Raw genomic sequence first — 15,234 nt, 5'->3', positions numbered from 1 at the left:
CATGATCTCATGGTGCTTGCAAACGGCCCAATCCCTGTCCCGGACGTCATCAGGGTACGTCGAACGCTCCAATCCAGCCTATCGAAGCTCATGGATGCACAAGAGTACCTTGCAGGAGAGGTCAACGCTCTAACATCAATCGAGCAACAAGTTAGGCTTTTGGCGCTTCGCGAGAGTAGTCGCTGTCTTGCTGATCATGCGGACATCGAGGAGCTTGAGTATCTACGTGACCTTCAGGAACAGACGAACACCAACTTCCGCCAAATGCGTAAAAGCTACGACGTCCTTAGCGCACAAATTGCTAAACTGATGATGCAACACGAATGGCTCTACGACGCTACTTTTGCCCAGGGTGGCAGGGGGGCAGCATACTAGGAAAGCGCTGATCTAATGTAAAAATACAGGAACAGATCTGCAAAATTAATATCCTAGATATTTGATGATATTACACTCTCAATAACAATGAAGGATTACCATGTCATCTGTCGATGCAGATTGGATTAGTAGATTACTTGATCTAAACGGAAGTATTATCGCTGCTCAAGCGCGGCTCAGCGCCCAAGCTAGCCGCGTTATGGAGGCATTGGAAATAAGAGAAGACATTACCGAAGAGGAAGGACTTTTCAGCGCTTACCGGGACAAGCTGCGCTACCTACGCCAAGCACGCAACGTCATGCTATCTCAACTCAAGGAATGAGCTTCACGTGAGTTGTTTTCCAATTTGTTCCGCTTCCACACCAAGGACGCGGTGATAATCTGTTTGATCGTTGGTTTAATGAAGAATGATGTTCATCGATGAATATAACATTGCTGTTAATTAAATCCACTTTCACTAATTTCTCAAAATCCATGAAAGCTGTAGTTAGATATATAGCTTGATGAGTTACTTCTGTCTGCATATATCAAAAATAATATTTAAACAAGTATTCTAGCAGCGACAATCTTAAATGATGGATCTTTTGCAGCGTGGCCCCAAAATTCCCCTAAAACTCGCTTGTCAGTTGAATTTTGTGTTGAACTCGCATCAAACATTAAGATTTGTAGGGTGATTTGGGAAGCGCCGGCGTCCGGCGGCTCTCCCTGCGTGAGCGATGACGTCACCAAGTAAGGCGTTTGATGTACCCCTTATCATCCACCGAGCTTGAACGCCTTACGGTCCTAAGAGGATTGAAGGTGCTCGACACACCCGCCGAGAAGCATTTCGACGCGGTATGTCGTACGGCGCAAGCACTATTCTCAGTACCGATTGCCGTCATTGCGCTGATGGATGAGAACCGGCACTGGTTCAAAGCTCGTTCAGGTACAGAGATCAACGAGCTACCGCGTGATGTCGCGTTCTGCAACCATACCATTTCATCAGATGATGTTCTTGTTATTGAGGATACGCTTGTTGACGCGCGTTTCTTAGAAAACGCGCTGGTCACGGGTACAACGTGTCACCGTTTCTATGCAGGCGCACCGCTGGTCCTATATCCAGGCATTCGCGTCGGAACGCTATGCCTAATGGACACTCGGCCACGTTCGTTTTCCCTTGAGCAAGTTCGGAGCCTTCAAGATTTAGCAGATGTCGTGGTCGCCCATTTGCGTCTTCATGAAGCGCGCAACCAAATCTCCCAGGATTTGGAGAAGATGGGCTCCGTACAAGCGAAGCTGCGAGAAGCGGCCGATTATCAGCGTCTTATCGAGCAAGTCGGGGGTATCGGGTGTTGGCGATATGACTTGCGGGCCCAGAAAGCAACTTGGTCTCCGAGCATGCGAAGACTTACAGGATATGGATTGGAAGACGAAGAAGTATCCAAAGACGATATCCTTCAATTTTTACATGCAAACAATCGTTCTGATTTGCTTGACTGGGCTCGTGTCAGTGGTGAGAGCACATCACCAACGCCCATAGTGCCGTTCGATCGCCAGCGACACCTTGTGAGGGCGGACGGCGAAGTGCGGACTGTAATCTCGCGAGGCTTACCGCAACATGACGAGAGTGGAGCCATCGTCGCCCTCATCGGGGTGTGTGTCGATATTACCGATCTTGTGCGTTCCGAAGAGCAGTTGCGCGACGTCAGTGATCTCCTTCGTCTCACGCTGGAGAATATAGACCAAGGCATCCTGATGATCGGGGCTGACGACCGTATCCGCGTTCACAATCAGAAAGCGCGAGACCTTCTCGGTGTGTCAGAAAATTTGCTCCATGAAGGTGCACGATTCGATGTCCTGCGCCAGCATCAGGTCGACACTGGCGAGTTCGACAAGGCCGACGCCGACCTTCGGCGCTGGCTGAAGAGCGATAGCCGAGAGACTGAAGCAAGCGTCTATGAGCGCGAGCGACCGAACGGGACGGCGATCGAGGTGCGTTCCGTGCCCTTACCGACAGGTGGGTTCGTTCGGACCTTTACGGACATAACGGAGCGTAAAAAAAGGGAGACTGCCCTTCGTGTCGCCGAAGCCGAGTATCAGAGCCTCTTCCAGAACGCTGTCGTGGGTGTCTATCGGGCAAAGCTCGATGGAACCATTGTTCGAGCCAACCAAGCCCTCGCAAGCCTTCATGGATACGCGGACCCTGCCAGCGCATTGGTGTCAGATGGTTGCTTCAATCATGACTGGTATGTCGATCGCAACCGCCACCGTGGATTTATGCGGACGATACTGGAGCAAGGCAGGATCGATGACTTCGTCTCCGAAGTGACCAGTCAGACGACCGGTGAAAGGATTTGGCTCTCGGAAACGGCGTGGTTGGTGCGTGATGCGGAAGGGCATCCCCTCTACTTCGAGGGTACGGCAGCAGACGCTACGGCGCGAAAGCGAGCCGAGGCGCAAGTTGAGCACATGGCTTTGCATGATGCTCTGACGGGTTTGCCGAACCGCCGACAATTCCAAGAACGGCTGTCTCAGGAACTCGCGACGGCACAGAGGCACGGTAGCCACTTTGCCGTCCTGTGTTGCGACCTTGATCGCTTTAAGACGGTCAACGACACCTTCGGGCATCCGGCAGGTGATACCCTGTTGTGTACCTTGGCAGATCGCATGCGACGGTCACTCCGGCGAGGGGACACTATTGCTCGTCTAGGGGGAGACGAGTTTGCGATCATCCTGCGCGGTCGGAGCAATCCGCATGGTGTGAATGCGGCAGCGCAGCGGCTCATTGAGATCGTTGGGCAACCGTTGGATATCGGCGGGCATATCACGACGGTCGGCATCAGTATCGGGGTGGCGATTGGTCCAGACGACGGGGATCAAGCCGATACCCTATTCAAGAACGCTGACATCGCCCTTTACCGAGCCAAAGACGCCGGTCGGCAAACATGCTGCTTCTATGAGGCCGGCATGGATATGGCGGTTACCTCGCGAAACTTCCTCGAAATCGACATGAAGGATGCCATTCGAAGCGGCGGTTTCCTCCTGAACTACCAGCCCGTGATCCATCTCAGGAACGACACCCTCAGGGGCTTCGAGGCCCTATTACGATGGCCGCATCCCGAAAAAGGATTTATTTCGCCCGCAGACTTCATTCCGCTGGCCGAGGATACAGGTCTGATCGTCGAACTCGGAGCCTGGGCACTCTATGAGGCGTGCCGAGAAGCGGCTTCGTGGCAGGGTGATCTTCGAGTAGGAGTCAACGTCTCAGCCGTACAGTTTCAGCACGCGAACGTTGAGCAGCAGGTTCGTAATGCTCTCTTCAATTCAGGTTTAGCGCCAGAACGTCTTGAGCTTGAAATTACTGAGAGTGTGCTCATCAAGGATGCTGACGCAGTCATTGCGTGTTTGCATCGCTTGCGCAACATGGGCGTCCGACTGGCTATCGACGATTTTGGCACAGGTTATTCATCACTTAGCTATCTGTGCAGATTTCCATTTGATAAAATTAAAATCGATCGTTCGTTTATACAGGAAGCTTGTCCCTCAACCTCTGGAGCAATTGTCCGTGCAGTAGCCGGATTAGGAAAGCAGCTTGGAGCGACAGTCACGGCTGAGGGGGTCGAGACGCAAGCACAGCTCGATTGGGTTCGAAACGAAGGCTGCTGCGAGGTCCAGGGCTTCATCTTCGGTAAACCGCTATCGCGGCATTCCACCAGAGAAGTCACTAAGTACCGCAGTAGGATGATGGGTGCTGGTGCACCTAAAATTGGTATTCATGCTTCAATCAAGCCAAAATCTCATAATTAGATTACGATTTGGCCTGATAAAGATCATAAAACGCCTCTATTCTTAAATAGTTCGCCGTCCGAGGATCTTCATAGCGTCTGGTCTGAAGCTTCCTTTCGGATCGACGTGCCGGTAGAGGGTCTGCCTGGTGATGCCAAGTTCGGTGCACAGTTCGGCGATCTTCGTCTCAGGCTTTCCCATTGCCGCTTGAGCCAACCTTAGCTTCGCCGCCGTCATCTTCGGCTTGCGGCCTCCTCTTCGGCCTCGTGCCCGCGCAGACGCGAGCCCGGCTTTGGTGCGCTCGATGATGAGCTCCCGCTCGAACTCAGCCAAGGCTGCGAAGATGCCGAACACGAGCCGGCCATTGGCCGTGGTGGTGTCGATGTTGGCGCCCTGCCCCGTTAGCACCTTGAGACCGACCCCACGCTTGGTGAGATCGTGCACGGTGTTAATGAGGTGGCGCAGGTCGCGGCCAAGGCGATCGAGCTTCCAGATCGCGAGGGTATCACCTTCACGCAGCGCCTTGAGACAGGCATCGAGCCCAGGGCGGCTGTCGCGTTTTCCTGAAGCGTGATCCTCGTAGAAGCGATCAGGCTCGACACCGATGGCGAGGAGCGCATCTCGCTGTAGGTCGGTCGTCTGCGAGCCGTCGGCCTTGGATACGCGCATATAGCCGAGCAGCATCAGGCCGCGATCCTCGTTGGCCGTCCTGGAAGAACCCGGGCACCGACTGTTCGTTCACCACCCGGTTTGGCTCAGCATGCTTGTCACGCAAACGAGCGATTGCGTGACAAGCATGCTGACGACTGCCTAACGGCACAGCTTACATAACGCAAGCCGTCATTTTTTCTATGATCCACGAACCATGTCGTCGAAGGATTTTGTGACTCCATGATGGGTCCAAACAGAATGTTGGTTCTTAATGGATTGCGCATGACCCCAACGCGCTCTACGGCCGCATCAAAAATCTGCCTGCAGAGCGCAATTTTCTCAATCGGTTTCTATCGCATCAACCTCGCGTTGATACCCGCCATACAAATTGGTATGATTACCCTGTTGAGCAAGGTTTAGGGTAAACTTCATGGCATCGCAGGCGGTCAAAATCATTGATGGCGGTAAGCTCATCATCCCAGCTGCATTCCGTCGCAAACTTGGGATCGACACCGGAGATACCGTCGTGATCGAATTAGGCGAGGATGGCCTGCACGTGCGGTCACTGTCTTCGGCCGTGCGACGTGCTCAGGATATCGTGCGTGAGTTCGTACCCGACGACGTCAGCCTCGCTGATGAGCTCATTGCCGAGCGTCGCGTCGAGGCCGAGCATGAGTGAGCGCTTCGTACTCGATGCCTCGGCCCTCCTGTGCCTGCTTAAGAGCGAACAGGGTGCTGATCGTGTTCTCTCCGTGCTGCCGCGCGCTATGATCAGTGCTGTGAACCTCTCCGAGGTCTACAGTAAACTCGTAGATGCAGGTGGTTCCGAGAGCCAGATTTCTCAGGCAATCGATGGTCTTCATTTGCGGGTCGAAGCCTTTGATGATGCGCAAGCCCGTCGTACAGGGATGTTGCGGCCACTCACCAAAAGCCTTGGCCTGTCCTTCAGTGATCGCGCCTGCTTGGCATTGGCACTGCATCGTGAGGCCACTGCCGTCACGACAGATCGGGCCTGGGCTGATCTACCAGAGACCGTCGGCGCCTCTGTCGAACTTATCCGATGATCCTCTTATCACAGGACGCCACGATCGATGCCGATCCGGCGCGAGCACCGCTTCTTCTACCCCATCGATTGGCCGCAGCTCTCGGCGACAATCCGCTTTCGCCGCGCTGGTGGTGCCTGTGAGGGCTGTGGTCGGCCGCATGGGCAGACCGTCTACCATCTGGGCGATGGGCGCTGGTGGGATGCCAGCGTCTGTGCTTGGCGTGATGGACAGGGCCGAACGCTCCGAACCCTGCCGACGATCGAGGATCTTGGTGTCGTCCGCGCGACGAAGGTCGTGCTGGCGGCCGCCCACCGCGACCACGACACGGCCAACAACGCCAACACGAACCTCGTGGCCTTCTGTCAGCGCTGCCACATGAACCATGATCGCCCCGAGCATCGCCGCCGTCGCTGGCGGACGCTGTTTCGACGCAAGGCCTCGGGCGATCTGTTTGCTGGCCCCTATGGAACGCGATGAGGCGTTACGACGGCCATCATCCGGCCGGCCCGTTAGCTCAGTACGCGGTGATTACACCCTGAACTTGGTCCACCAGATGGCATCGGGATCATGAACAGATCGAGCTGGGCCAGGGACGTGCTCTTTGTACATCGACGTCTTGCTCTTTTTGGAATGACGGGAAGTGCAACGCCCGGCCTGGCATGCAGAACCGACCCCACGATTTGGCAGCCATCCCCTCGATGGTAGACGTAGGCGCGATAGGGACCAGCCTGGAGGATCTCTTGGACGAGAGGCTCGTCACGGGGCAGCTCACCCAGCGTTCTCAGCAGGCAAAGCAGGCCCAGTGCCTCCGTTCTGGATGAGCGAAACTCAAAATTGTGTCCGACCCAGATTTGGAGCTGAGCTCCGACGCTGGTTTGCCGAAAAGGATTGGTGCCGACCTGGGTTGCCTCGTCAGCCAGGAAGCCGGCGATTACCTCGCGATCAGCAATGTGCGCGCACACCAGGAGCGAGGCTGCAAGCTGACGCTTGGTGGGAGGCATGCGCATCTTCCTCACGCCTGCAGGGACCGACTTGGCGTGAACCCTCGTGCTTGCTGCCGATGAAGTCAAACGCTACTTTGCAGTCATTGACTGATGGGTGGGTTCATGGCCGTGATGACGATCCGCAACATCGATGATGCGATCAAAACACGCCTGCGCATCCGGGCGGCCTTGCATGGCAAGTCGATGGAGGAGGAAGCGCGCGACATCCTCCGTTCAGCCTTGTCGACAGAACCTGTACGGCCACGCGACCTGGGACAGGCTATTCACGAGCGCTTTGCGGCCCTTGGCGGCGTCGATCTGCCGGAGGTCCAGCGCGAGCCTAGCCGCGAACCGCCGGTCTTTGAGGCGTGATCATTCTCGACACCAACGTAATCTCCGAGTTGATGCGGGCAGCTCCCGATCCGCGTGTGTTGGCTTGGCTGGTCCGCCAACCCATGGCGGGTCTGTTCACCACCACGCTGACACAGGCGGAGATCTTCTACGGATTGCGCCTCCTACCGGAGGGGCGCCGGCGGGACGATCTGATGACAGCGGCCAGACCCATCTTCGAAATCGAGATGGCTGGCCGCATCCTGAGCTTCGATAGCGATGCCGCCTTGGTCTATCCTGACGTTACCGCGCATCGTCGGCAGATGGGTCAGCCCATCGCTCAGATCGACGGACAGATTGCAGCGATCACGCGCTCGCGGGGAGCACAGTTGGCCACCCACAACGTTCGGGACTTCGTCGCGTGTGGGATCACCGTCGTTGATCCGTGGCAGGAAGGCTGAAGTCCTGAAACGTTTACCTTCCCGCCCCCTTCGTGCTCGTTTCCTCTCGCTGCTCAGAGCCTCAACGCCGCCGATGGCGCACAGTGTCCAAAGGGGGAAACCCTAATCAGCAAGCGGGAGCCCTCGATAGCCGTGCTGTGACGGCGGGCTACGCAGCTTTTAGCCTCAGGCCTCTGCAGATGCCTCATCAACGGCTTCGACAGCCTCAACGGTCTTGGGCGGTCGGCCACGACGCTTGGCGGGAGCACCGTCATCCTGCGTGGTCTCATCGCCCTCGGTAACCAGAGATGATTTGCGACGCTGCAAACCCAAACCGAGGCTTCGCGCCAGTTCCGAGCGTTGCGCCGAGTAGGAAGACGCCGTCATCGGGTAGTCAGCCGGGAGACCCCACTTTTCACGATACGCCTCGGGCGAAAGGCCGCGTAGGGTGAGGTGGCGCCGCAGGGTCTTGTAGGGCTTGCCATCCTCGAAGCTGATCAACGCATCCGGCGTGATCGACTTACGAACCTGTGCCGAGGTCGGTGCCGCAGGCTTATCGGATTGGATCGGGGCCGTGCTCGTCAGGCCACTCAGTGCAGAATAGATCTGCGCCATCAAGGCCGGCAGTTCGCTCGCTGGGATAGCGTTGTTGGCGACGTAGGCAGCAACGAGATCAGCTGTGAGGCCAAGGAAGTCGGCCGGCGGCAAAGCGGTCTGGTCATCCATGAGTGTTGCATGTTCCTGGAAAAGAGGCTTGCGCAGACCTGCAGCAGCTTCAGATCACTCCTTGAGGAGAGATGACTTGCTGGGTTCTGGGATTGGGATTGCCCCGTTTCTGTGGACGGTTAGGGGGCTTGGCTGAGCAGGGTCTCAGGTGACGGGTGCGGCCGGGTCTCCTGCTCGTAGACGACGGGCGCTGGGATTGCCCCGTTTCTGTGGACGGTTAGGGGGCTTGGCTGAGCAGGGTCTCAGGTGACGGGTGCGGCCGGGTCTCCTGCTCGTAGACGACGGGCGAGCGGTATCCGAGCGCCGAGTGCCGGCGCAGCGGGTTATAGAAGCCCTCGATGTAGCTGAAGCAGGCCATTCGTGCCTCGGCCTGCGAACGGAAGCGGCGGCGGGCGAGCAACTCGCATTCGAGGGTCGAGAAGAAGCTCTCGGCCATGGCGTTGTCGTAGGCATCGCCGACCGAACCCATCGAGGGTCGCACGCCCACCTCCTGGCAGCGGCTGCCGAAGGCCAGCGACGTGTATTGCGATCCTTGGTCCGAGTGATGGATCACGTCGCGGGGCCTGCGCTGTGTAACGGCCATCTCCAAGGCGTCCAGAACCAACTCCGAACGCAGATGATTGGCCATGGCCCAGCCGACGATCCSGCGGCTGAAAGCGTCAAGCACGATGCTGAGGTAGAGGAAGCCCGCACCAGTCGGCACGTAGGTGATATCCGCTACCCAGAGACGGTTCGGGGCAGCGGCGGCAAAGTTACGGTCGACCAGGTCGGGAGCCGGGCGCGCCTCTCGATCCCGCCGTGTCGTGACGGGGCCACCGTGCCGATGGCTGGCTCCGACGAGGCCGGCCTCGCGCATTAACCGGGCTATGCGTTTGCGAGAGTGCCGCTCGCCCTGTTCGCGTAGGTCGGCGTGGACGCGCGGCGCGCCATAAGTCTCGTGCGAGCCGACATGGACGGTGCGGATTCGCTTGAGCAGGGCTACGTCCGCTATCCGACGCGCCGAGGGCTGCCGGCCAGCCCAGGCGTAGTATCCCGCCGTCGACACGCCGAGCATGCGTGCCATGGCAGCGATTGGGAAGTCGGCCTGGTTCGCGTTCATGAACCGGAAGACCCCGACGGAAGAACCCCGGTCTCCCGAGCGAACCAGGCCGTCGCGCGAGAGAGGATATCGCGCTCCAGCTTGAGTTGTCGGTTCTCACGCCGCAGCCGGACGAGTTCATCGCGCTCGGCCGCTGTCAGGCCGGGGTCGGCAGGCGGGGGCTTCGCATCACGCCGTCCTTCGCTGCGGTCCGCTTCGGCCACCCAGTTGCGGATGGCCTGTGCGGAGGGCTCGAACTCGCGAGCTAGATCGTTTGGATCACGGCCGGCGCGAACCAGCTCGACCATCTGCCGGCGGAACTCGGCGGGGTATGCGGGACGGGTCTTGGGCATCGGACAAACACCTCACGCGAAAGCGTTCTCGGTGTCCACCAAACCGGGGCAATCCCAGCGGCGGAACTCGGCGGGGTATGCGGGACGGGTCTTGGGCATCGGACAAACACCTCACGCGAAAGCGTTCTCGGTGTCCACCAAACCGGGGCAATCCCAACATGTCGACGAGATCCAGATTGGCGACGACCCAACTTGGCTCATCGAAGGGCTGATGCCCGCCAGCGGCTTCGGCATCGTCTTCGGCGCCCCCAAGAGCGGCAAGTCCTTCCTCCTGGCCGATGCCCTCTTCCACGTCGCGATGGGCCGGACCTGGGCCGGCCGAGAGGTGATGCAGGGCGCCGTCGTCTACATCACGGGCGAGGGCGTAGAAGGCTTCAAGCGCCGCATGATCGCGATGCGCCGACACTATGCGGTAGAAGGCGAAGGTGTGCCCTTCTTGATGGTGCCGGTCGCGCCGGACCTGGGGCATGCCAGCGGCGACGACGCCGCCCTGATCGAGGACGTGCGGGCCTACCTTGCGAGCATCGGCAACCCGCCCGTGCGCGCAATCGCGATCGACACACTGGCCCGCACGATGAAGGGCGCCGACGAGAACGCAGCGAAGGACATGACGACCTTCGTAGACAACTGCGAACGGATCGGGGCCGCCTTCGGCTGCATCGTCATCGGCGTCCACCACGCCGGCAAGGACGTGGCGAAGGGCTCGCGCGGGTCGAATGCCCTAGACGGCGCCGTTGACGTGATGTGGAGCGTCGAAAAGGGCGAGGCCGGGAGCACCGCCAGCATCCACCACATGAAGGACGCTGAGGACGGCGCAAGCTGGCAATTTCGGCTCGCGCAGATGGTCCTTCGGGAAGGGGGCGCAACAAGCCAGTTTGTTGCGGCTGCCGTGGTCGAAATCACGAGCTTGCCGGGCGAGGCGCAACAAGGCGCAACAGCCGGCTCCCGCGTTCAAGTTGGCGCCCGCCCTCTCTTGCTCCTGAAGGTTATCCGCCTTGCAATCGCAGATATGGGAGCGCCTGTTCTTGGAACAGTTCATATCCCGCATGACGCAAGGGTTATTAGCCGAGAAAACCTGAAGCGCTATTTGCCTCTGCACGGGTACTGGGACGCCGATAAACCTACGAACTCAAACCGCGCGACTTTCAGCGCTGATCTTAAGACGCTCAAAGCCAAGGACGCGATTGGGCTGAACAGCGACTATGTCTGGTTCGCAAAGGGGCAATCGTGAGGACCGCAACAGGCGCAACAAAACGCAACAACCAACTTTGTTGCGCCTCGGCCTACCCCTCTCAGGGGGCCGCAACAGGCGCAACAACACCCTATAGGGTGTTGCGCTGTTGCACCCCCACGTGGAGGCCCATTCCCGAGGGGTCGGAATGATCCCGATAGCGGACCAATGGGGGCCTTTCACGGTAGGTTTGGACCACCCGGAGCGCGTTGCTAGATGCCGGTGCCTGCGCGCCGTGGTTCACCTGACAACCGGCCCTCGCGGCGAGACCGCATCCCGGTTGCTTCTCACCGCCGAGCGCGATCCGGCTGCGCTCTCTGAAGCGGCCCGCGCCCTCAACGCCCTAACGCCGATCGACAAGCGCCAGGTGTGGGCGAGCTACGCCAAGCTTGCCGCCCCAGTCCGACAGGAGCCCGCATGAGCCCGAACGAACAAGCCGCCTTCGCCGCCGGGGTCGAGGCGATGCGTCAGATGGCGATGATTGCCGCCGTGACGATCGAGGCGCGTGACGACGCGAGCGACCTTCGCCAGCGCGCAGCCGCCGCGGCCCTTCATGGGCTGGCAGAGGGCGCGAAGGCCCTAAAGCTTGAAGCCTCAGCCGAGCCGATCCATTGTTTACGCACTGTTCAAAACAACGCGCCGCTCGATGCGGGCGAGGCATAGGGCCGGACGATGACGGATAGGAAACCCGGCTTTCAGCCTGGCCAGAGCGGCAACCCTGCCGGCAGGCCGAAGGGCGCCCGCAGCAAGGCGATGCAGGCCCTCGACGCGATCCTCGACGGCGAGGCCGAGGCGATCACGCGCAGGGTCATCGAACTCGCGAAGGAAGGCGACACGCAGGCCCTGCGCATGTGCCTGGACCGCCTTGTCCCCCAGCGAAGAGACCGGCCTGTTACGTTCGAACTCCCCGCGATTGAGACGACGGCCGACCTCACACGGGCGACCAATGCCATGCTGCAGGCCGTGGCGGCTGGGGAGCTGACCCCGTCCGAAGCTGCCGACATCGGCAAGACCGTCGATGCCCACGTGCGGGCGATCGAGGCCGTCGACCTTCACCAGCGCCTGCTACGGATCGAGGAGCAAACCGCCCGATGACGAGCCCTGCATCCCTCAACGCGCGCCTGCGCAAGATCGAGAGCCTGGCCACCACCAGCTTGCCCGCCGAGCCATGGGTCTGGGTCATCACCGAGAGCGATGACGAATTGCCCGGCAAGCTCGCAGAGATGGAAGCCGCCGGCACCTACAGGCTTGGCCAGAACATCGTGCATTGGCGGATCGTAGACCCCGCGCCTCAGCCGCAGCCCCGGACCGCACAATGAGCACTCTTGAGACGCGCCTACGCCGCCTGAAGGCCTGGTACCACCCTGCCCTGCCTCAGGCCGCGACGTGCATCATGGCATCGAGCCACGAGAATGCCGCGGATCAAATCGCCCAGCAGATTGCGGTGGGCGCTCATCGGGAGGGCTGGCCCCTCCTCGTCATCACGTCCCCCGGATTTCAGGATCGCCGCCTATGACGAACATCGCCAGCCTGCTTAAGCGCGTCGAGCGCATCGAGGCCGAGCAACATGTCGGTGCCCCCGTCCGGATCATCGCGAACTATCCCGTAGGGAACGCCGCCGTCCGAGACGCTCTGACCAACTGGCGCCAGTGGGTCGCGGATGGCCGGGCGACTGTGAAAGGCGAGGTGCTATGGCTGATGCAACTGCCCCTCTCTGTCGAAGAATGGGTACTTAAGTATGGTCCTCAATATAATAATATGTAAAATAACGTATATCAGTCAAATTTGATACTTATAGACACGTTTTCCATGGTAACACCAAACTCGTCAGCTATAATTTTCTTTGAACTATTAATAATATCCATTTTCTTTGCTCGAACCGTCTCTGCGCTTTCAACATAAAGCCTTTTAAGGTTTGGTTGGAACTTTAGGTCAATCACATCAAGCTTGTTCGCCTTAAGATTGATATAATGAACAGGATTTTTCCAGTCTTTCCATATTATTTTATTTGTAATAGGCGGTGCATATTCTCTGAAAATTATCAAGTACTTTCCTAATTGATTAGGATCTGGGATAATTTCGCGTATTTTTCCAATCAAAATTGTTTGTCCATGGCTAAAATTACCAATTTTACCCTTGTTTGCATCAAATGCACAAATTACATACTTCATTCTAGAAGCTCTAGATTTATCTAAAGTCCATCCAGATGACCCTCCTTCTTCAATGAGCTCGTCTCTAGTCTTTGAAGTTAAAACTATTATTGTATCAGCAGTATCTCTGGGTCCGCGTGCCAAATTGATTTCTCCATTTTGTTATGCGATTAGACCATAAATCTGAATTTAAAAAATTTTTGCTTATCTATGTTTGATCGATTATTTAAACTTAAATCTATCATAAATTTATGGTAGCCCTGCCCTAGCGAAGAATGTATCGTCCATACATTGTACGGTACATTCTATAAGGGTCCCATATTGGTGGGCAAGTCGGCGTAAATCGTTGACAGGGAAGGGGTGTGATCTCTATGGTGTGGAACGTTCGCGGCACCTCTTAGTTGTCGGATTTGGCACGGTGGGTCCGGAACGAAAAAACCCCCGGACAAGGCTGGCACCTTGTACGAGGGTCTTGATAGCTAAAGGTTGTGAGCCTTATGGGTTGGTTGTGTTCTTAGTGCATGGGCATCTCCAATAAACCACTGACGATATGGACGAGGCCGATCAGGATGTAGAGCGTCCCGATTAGGACCGACGTTATCATGTGCCTGCCTTTGTTTGGCCAGGCGGGTGCAAGAACCCGCCGAGGCGGGGTTACGGCTGCGGGCTGGGCCCAGCCGCACAATGATCTTCTATCTCACGCAGACAGACGTCAATGGTGCGCCTGCATGCAAATTCCCTTGCGTTTTTTAACACGTTGTTAAGTCTGCCATTTCCGGTTTGGTTTTCTAAATCAGCTGATTGCGCGTAGGCGCACGCTCCGAATGCAGCATGCCGGCCGCCCAAAACAAATGGCCGGTGGGATATCGGGGACCCACGTCTAGATTTTAACTTAAGTTATGCATCCTCGTATGCGCGAGCTTTGTTCAGAAAATCTCTGAGCTCCTCGGGTAAAGCCCCTGCATCAAGGTGTAGAAAGCTCTTCATTTTCTCGATGCCGTTTGAGGATCCGACAAAACGTCCCCAGTTTAAACCGCTACCGTGGCTGAAACGACTGACTTTACATCCGCAGTAAGCTGCGAAAACATCTAGCTCTGCCTGTCGGCTGTCAGAATATTGGAATGCCCGGCATCTCATAAAAACCCACTCCCCGAGTGATCCTTGAATGCGTTCGCCCGCCGGATGTAGCCAACCACCGTCTTCGGGTCGCGGTGCCCGCTCTGGTCCATGATCCGTGCGAGATCCGCGCCCCGCTCGGCGGCCGTCGTGATGTACCCGGCTCGGAGGGAGTGAGCGCCGAAGGTTGAGGCATCGAGGCCGGCGGCCTTCGCATAGCCCTTGATGATGTCCGCAACGGCCTGGGTCGTGAGGCGCGGTGGAAGGGCAGACTTCGCCGCTTCGCGCACCCGACCTGAGCGGGATACTGGGCGGAACACCGGGCCTTCGCTGATCGCGGCTGCATCGAGCCATTCGCGGACGAGGGCGACCGGTCGGATGAAGCGGCCGTGCGGGATGGCCTTCTCGGTCCCCCTGCCCTCCTGATCGGTCTTGGAGCGCCGGACCATGACGCGCAGCCCGTCGCGATCTTCGCGTAGATCCGCCACGTCGAGGGCGACAAGCTCGGAGCGTCGGAAGGCACCCGCGAAGCCCAGCGCCAGCAAGGCCCGGTCGCGTTTGCCCGTCAGGGTGTCAGGGGTCCGCATCAGCATGGCGGCCAGCACCTCGGCGGTTGCGGCCGCTTTCTGGTTCGGGGCCGTGCCGATGGTGCGTCGGATGCCTTTGATGGTCGCGTGCACACCCTCGTTGTTGGTCGGGTCCGGTTCGCCTGCGAGCTTGTGTGCGTACCGGATCGCGGCGCAGCGCCGGCCGATGGTCGAGGCGGCCCGACCCGCGTCCGCTTCTGAGACCAGGAACGCCGCGACGGCTTCGGGTGTGGCGGGCTGAGGTTGGAACCCGTGCCGCTGGCACCAGGCACCGAACAGCGCCCAGTCCTTCCGGTAGGCCTTCACGGTCGAGGCGGCCTTGCTCGCCCGCTGGTAGGCTTGGACGATCGGGGCAAACTCGGAGGGTAGGACCTCCGGCCGGGAGATGATGTCGGCCACAGGG

20 protein-coding genes are annotated in these 15,234 nt (G+C 58.3%); 14 read left to right on the top strand and 6 right to left on the bottom strand.

The window, feature by feature from the left end:
* Window positions 1–9: 9 nt before the first annotated feature.
* The 3 genes from ASF58_RS25950 (at window position 10) to ASF58_RS25100 (ending at window position 4,161) form a co-directional block, all read left to right on the top strand.
* The gene (locus ASF58_RS25950; RefSeq protein ID WP_156375719.1) at window positions 10–375 is read left to right on the top strand and encodes a hypothetical protein; all 366 of its coding nucleotides are present in this window, start codon (window positions 10–12) and stop codon (window positions 373–375) included.
* A 100-nt stretch (window positions 376–475) separates the two neighbouring features.
* Window positions 476–697 (top strand): hypothetical protein, encoded by a 222-nt coding sequence (locus tag ASF58_RS25945; RefSeq protein ID WP_156375718.1) that lies wholly within the window; start codon window positions 476–478, stop codon window positions 695–697.
* Between the two features lie 476 nt (window positions 698–1,173).
* Complete coding sequence (locus ASF58_RS25100; protein ID WP_162242057.1) at window positions 1,174–4,161, top strand: EAL domain-containing protein; 2,988 nt, start codon at window positions 1,174–1,176, stop codon at window positions 4,159–4,161.
* A 42-nt stretch (window positions 4,162–4,203) separates the two neighbouring features.
* Here ASF58_RS25100 and ASF58_RS15675 read toward each other — a convergent pair whose 3' ends face one another.
* Window positions 4,204–4,824: a recombinase family protein gene (locus tag ASF58_RS15675; protein ID WP_055954317.1), complete on the bottom strand. Its 621-nt coding sequence runs from the start codon at window positions 4,822–4,824 to the stop codon at window positions 4,204–4,206.
* A gap of 397 nt (window positions 4,825–5,221) precedes the next feature.
* Here ASF58_RS15675 and ASF58_RS25095 point away from each other — a divergent pair, with 397 nt between their 5' ends.
* Genes ASF58_RS25095 through ASF58_RS15670 form a run of 3 tightly spaced genes read left to right on the top strand, consistent with a single transcriptional unit; the run spans window position 5,222 to window position 6,314 of the window.
* A complete protein-coding gene (locus ASF58_RS25095) occupies window positions 5,222–5,470 on the top strand; it encodes an AbrB/MazE/SpoVT family DNA-binding domain-containing protein (protein ID WP_082513104.1) in 249 nt (82 codons plus the stop codon).
* Window positions 5,463–5,855: a type II toxin-antitoxin system VapC family toxin gene (locus tag ASF58_RS25090; protein WP_082513103.1), complete on the top strand. Its 393-nt coding sequence runs from the start codon at window positions 5,463–5,465 to the stop codon at window positions 5,853–5,855. Before ASF58_RS25095 ends, ASF58_RS25090 begins: the two co-directional genes overlap by 8 nt.
* Before the next feature lie 27 nt (window positions 5,856–5,882).
* Entirely contained in the window at window positions 5,883–6,314 is a 432-nt protein-coding gene (locus ASF58_RS15670) for a hypothetical protein (RefSeq protein WP_055954315.1), read from the top strand.
* A 32-nt stretch (window positions 6,315–6,346) separates the two neighbouring features.
* Here ASF58_RS15670 and ASF58_RS26535 read toward each other — a convergent pair whose 3' ends face one another.
* On the bottom strand, window positions 6,347–6,838 hold the full coding sequence (locus ASF58_RS26535) for a hypothetical protein (protein WP_082513102.1): 492 nt from the start codon (window positions 6,836–6,838) through the stop codon (window positions 6,347–6,349).
* Between the two features lie 105 nt (window positions 6,839–6,943).
* On the opposite strand from ASF58_RS26535, the gene ASF58_RS15665 reads away from it, so the two are divergent.
* Complete coding sequence (locus tag ASF58_RS15665) at window positions 6,944–7,192, top strand: plasmid stabilization protein (protein WP_156375717.1); 249 nt, start codon at window positions 6,944–6,946, stop codon at window positions 7,190–7,192.
* On the top strand, window positions 7,189–7,611 hold the full coding sequence (locus ASF58_RS15660; RefSeq protein ID WP_055954307.1) for a type II toxin-antitoxin system VapC family toxin: 423 nt from the start codon (window positions 7,189–7,191) through the stop codon (window positions 7,609–7,611). The genes ASF58_RS15665 and ASF58_RS15660 overlap by 4 nt, the downstream gene beginning before the upstream one ends.
* Before the next feature lie 165 nt (window positions 7,612–7,776).
* On the opposite strand, the gene ASF58_RS15655 is transcribed toward ASF58_RS15660, so the two are convergent.
* The gene (locus ASF58_RS15655) at window positions 7,777–8,316 is read right to left on the bottom strand and encodes a MucR family transcriptional regulator (protein ID WP_055954304.1); all 540 of its coding nucleotides are present in this window, start codon (window positions 8,314–8,316) and stop codon (window positions 7,777–7,779) included.
* Window positions 8,317–8,533: 217 nt separating this feature from the next.
* Window positions 8,534–9,747 (bottom strand): IS3 family transposase gene (locus tag ASF58_RS15650; protein WP_156375716.1). Its coding sequence is split into 2 segments (ribosomal slippage): window positions 8,534–9,468 and window positions 9,468–9,747, totalling 1,215 coding nucleotides; the frame shifts between segments, so codons are not numbered across the junction.
* Between the two features lie 91 nt (window positions 9,748–9,838).
* Between ASF58_RS15650 and ASF58_RS15645 the strand changes: the two genes are divergently transcribed.
* The 6 genes from ASF58_RS15645 to ASF58_RS15620 all read left to right on the top strand — a co-directional run bounded on the left by ASF58_RS15645 (window position 9,839) and on the right by ASF58_RS15620 (window position 12,742).
* The gene (locus tag ASF58_RS15645; RefSeq protein WP_162242056.1) at window positions 9,839–10,978 is read left to right on the top strand and encodes an AAA family ATPase; all 1,140 of its coding nucleotides are present in this window, start codon (window positions 9,839–9,841) and stop codon (window positions 10,976–10,978) included.
* A 235-nt stretch (window positions 10,979–11,213) separates the two neighbouring features.
* Complete coding sequence (locus ASF58_RS25940; protein ID WP_156375714.1) at window positions 11,214–11,399, top strand: hypothetical protein; 186 nt, start codon at window positions 11,214–11,216, stop codon at window positions 11,397–11,399.
* Window positions 11,396–11,641, top strand: a complete 246-nt coding sequence (locus ASF58_RS15640; RefSeq protein WP_055954297.1) for a hypothetical protein — start codon at window positions 11,396–11,398, stop codon at window positions 11,639–11,641. Before ASF58_RS25940 ends, ASF58_RS15640 begins: the two co-directional genes overlap by 4 nt.
* A 9-nt stretch (window positions 11,642–11,650) precedes the next feature.
* Window positions 11,651–12,073: a DUF5681 domain-containing protein gene (locus tag ASF58_RS15635; RefSeq protein WP_055954294.1), complete on the top strand. Its 423-nt coding sequence runs from the start codon at window positions 11,651–11,653 to the stop codon at window positions 12,071–12,073.
* Window positions 12,070–12,297, top strand: a complete 228-nt coding sequence (locus ASF58_RS15630) for a hypothetical protein (protein WP_055954291.1) — start codon at window positions 12,070–12,072, stop codon at window positions 12,295–12,297. The genes ASF58_RS15635 and ASF58_RS15630 overlap by 4 nt, the downstream gene beginning before the upstream one ends.
* A gap of 193 nt (window positions 12,298–12,490) precedes the next feature.
* Window positions 12,491–12,742, top strand: coding sequence for a hypothetical protein (locus ASF58_RS15620; protein ID WP_055954285.1), 252 nt, complete (start codon window positions 12,491–12,493; stop codon window positions 12,740–12,742).
* 11 nt (window positions 12,743–12,753) lie between these two features.
* Here ASF58_RS15620 and ASF58_RS25935 read toward each other — a convergent pair whose 3' ends face one another.
* Together ASF58_RS25935 and ASF58_RS15615 are read right to left on the bottom strand one after the other, a co-directional pair.
* Window positions 12,754–13,272, bottom strand: coding sequence for a hypothetical protein (locus ASF58_RS25935; protein ID WP_156375713.1), 519 nt, complete (start codon window positions 13,270–13,272; stop codon window positions 12,754–12,756).
* 989 nt (window positions 13,273–14,261) lie between these two features.
* Complete coding sequence (locus ASF58_RS15615) at window positions 14,262–15,230, bottom strand: site-specific integrase (protein ID WP_244477354.1); 969 nt, start codon at window positions 15,228–15,230, stop codon at window positions 14,262–14,264.
* Between the last annotated feature and the right edge of the window lie 4 nt (window positions 15,231–15,234).

The organism is Methylobacterium sp. Leaf125 (assembly GCF_001423085.1).
Classification (GTDB): domain Bacteria; phylum Pseudomonadota; class Alphaproteobacteria; order Rhizobiales; family Beijerinckiaceae; genus Methylobacterium.
This window is presented reverse-complemented; position numbering and strand designations above follow the sequence as displayed.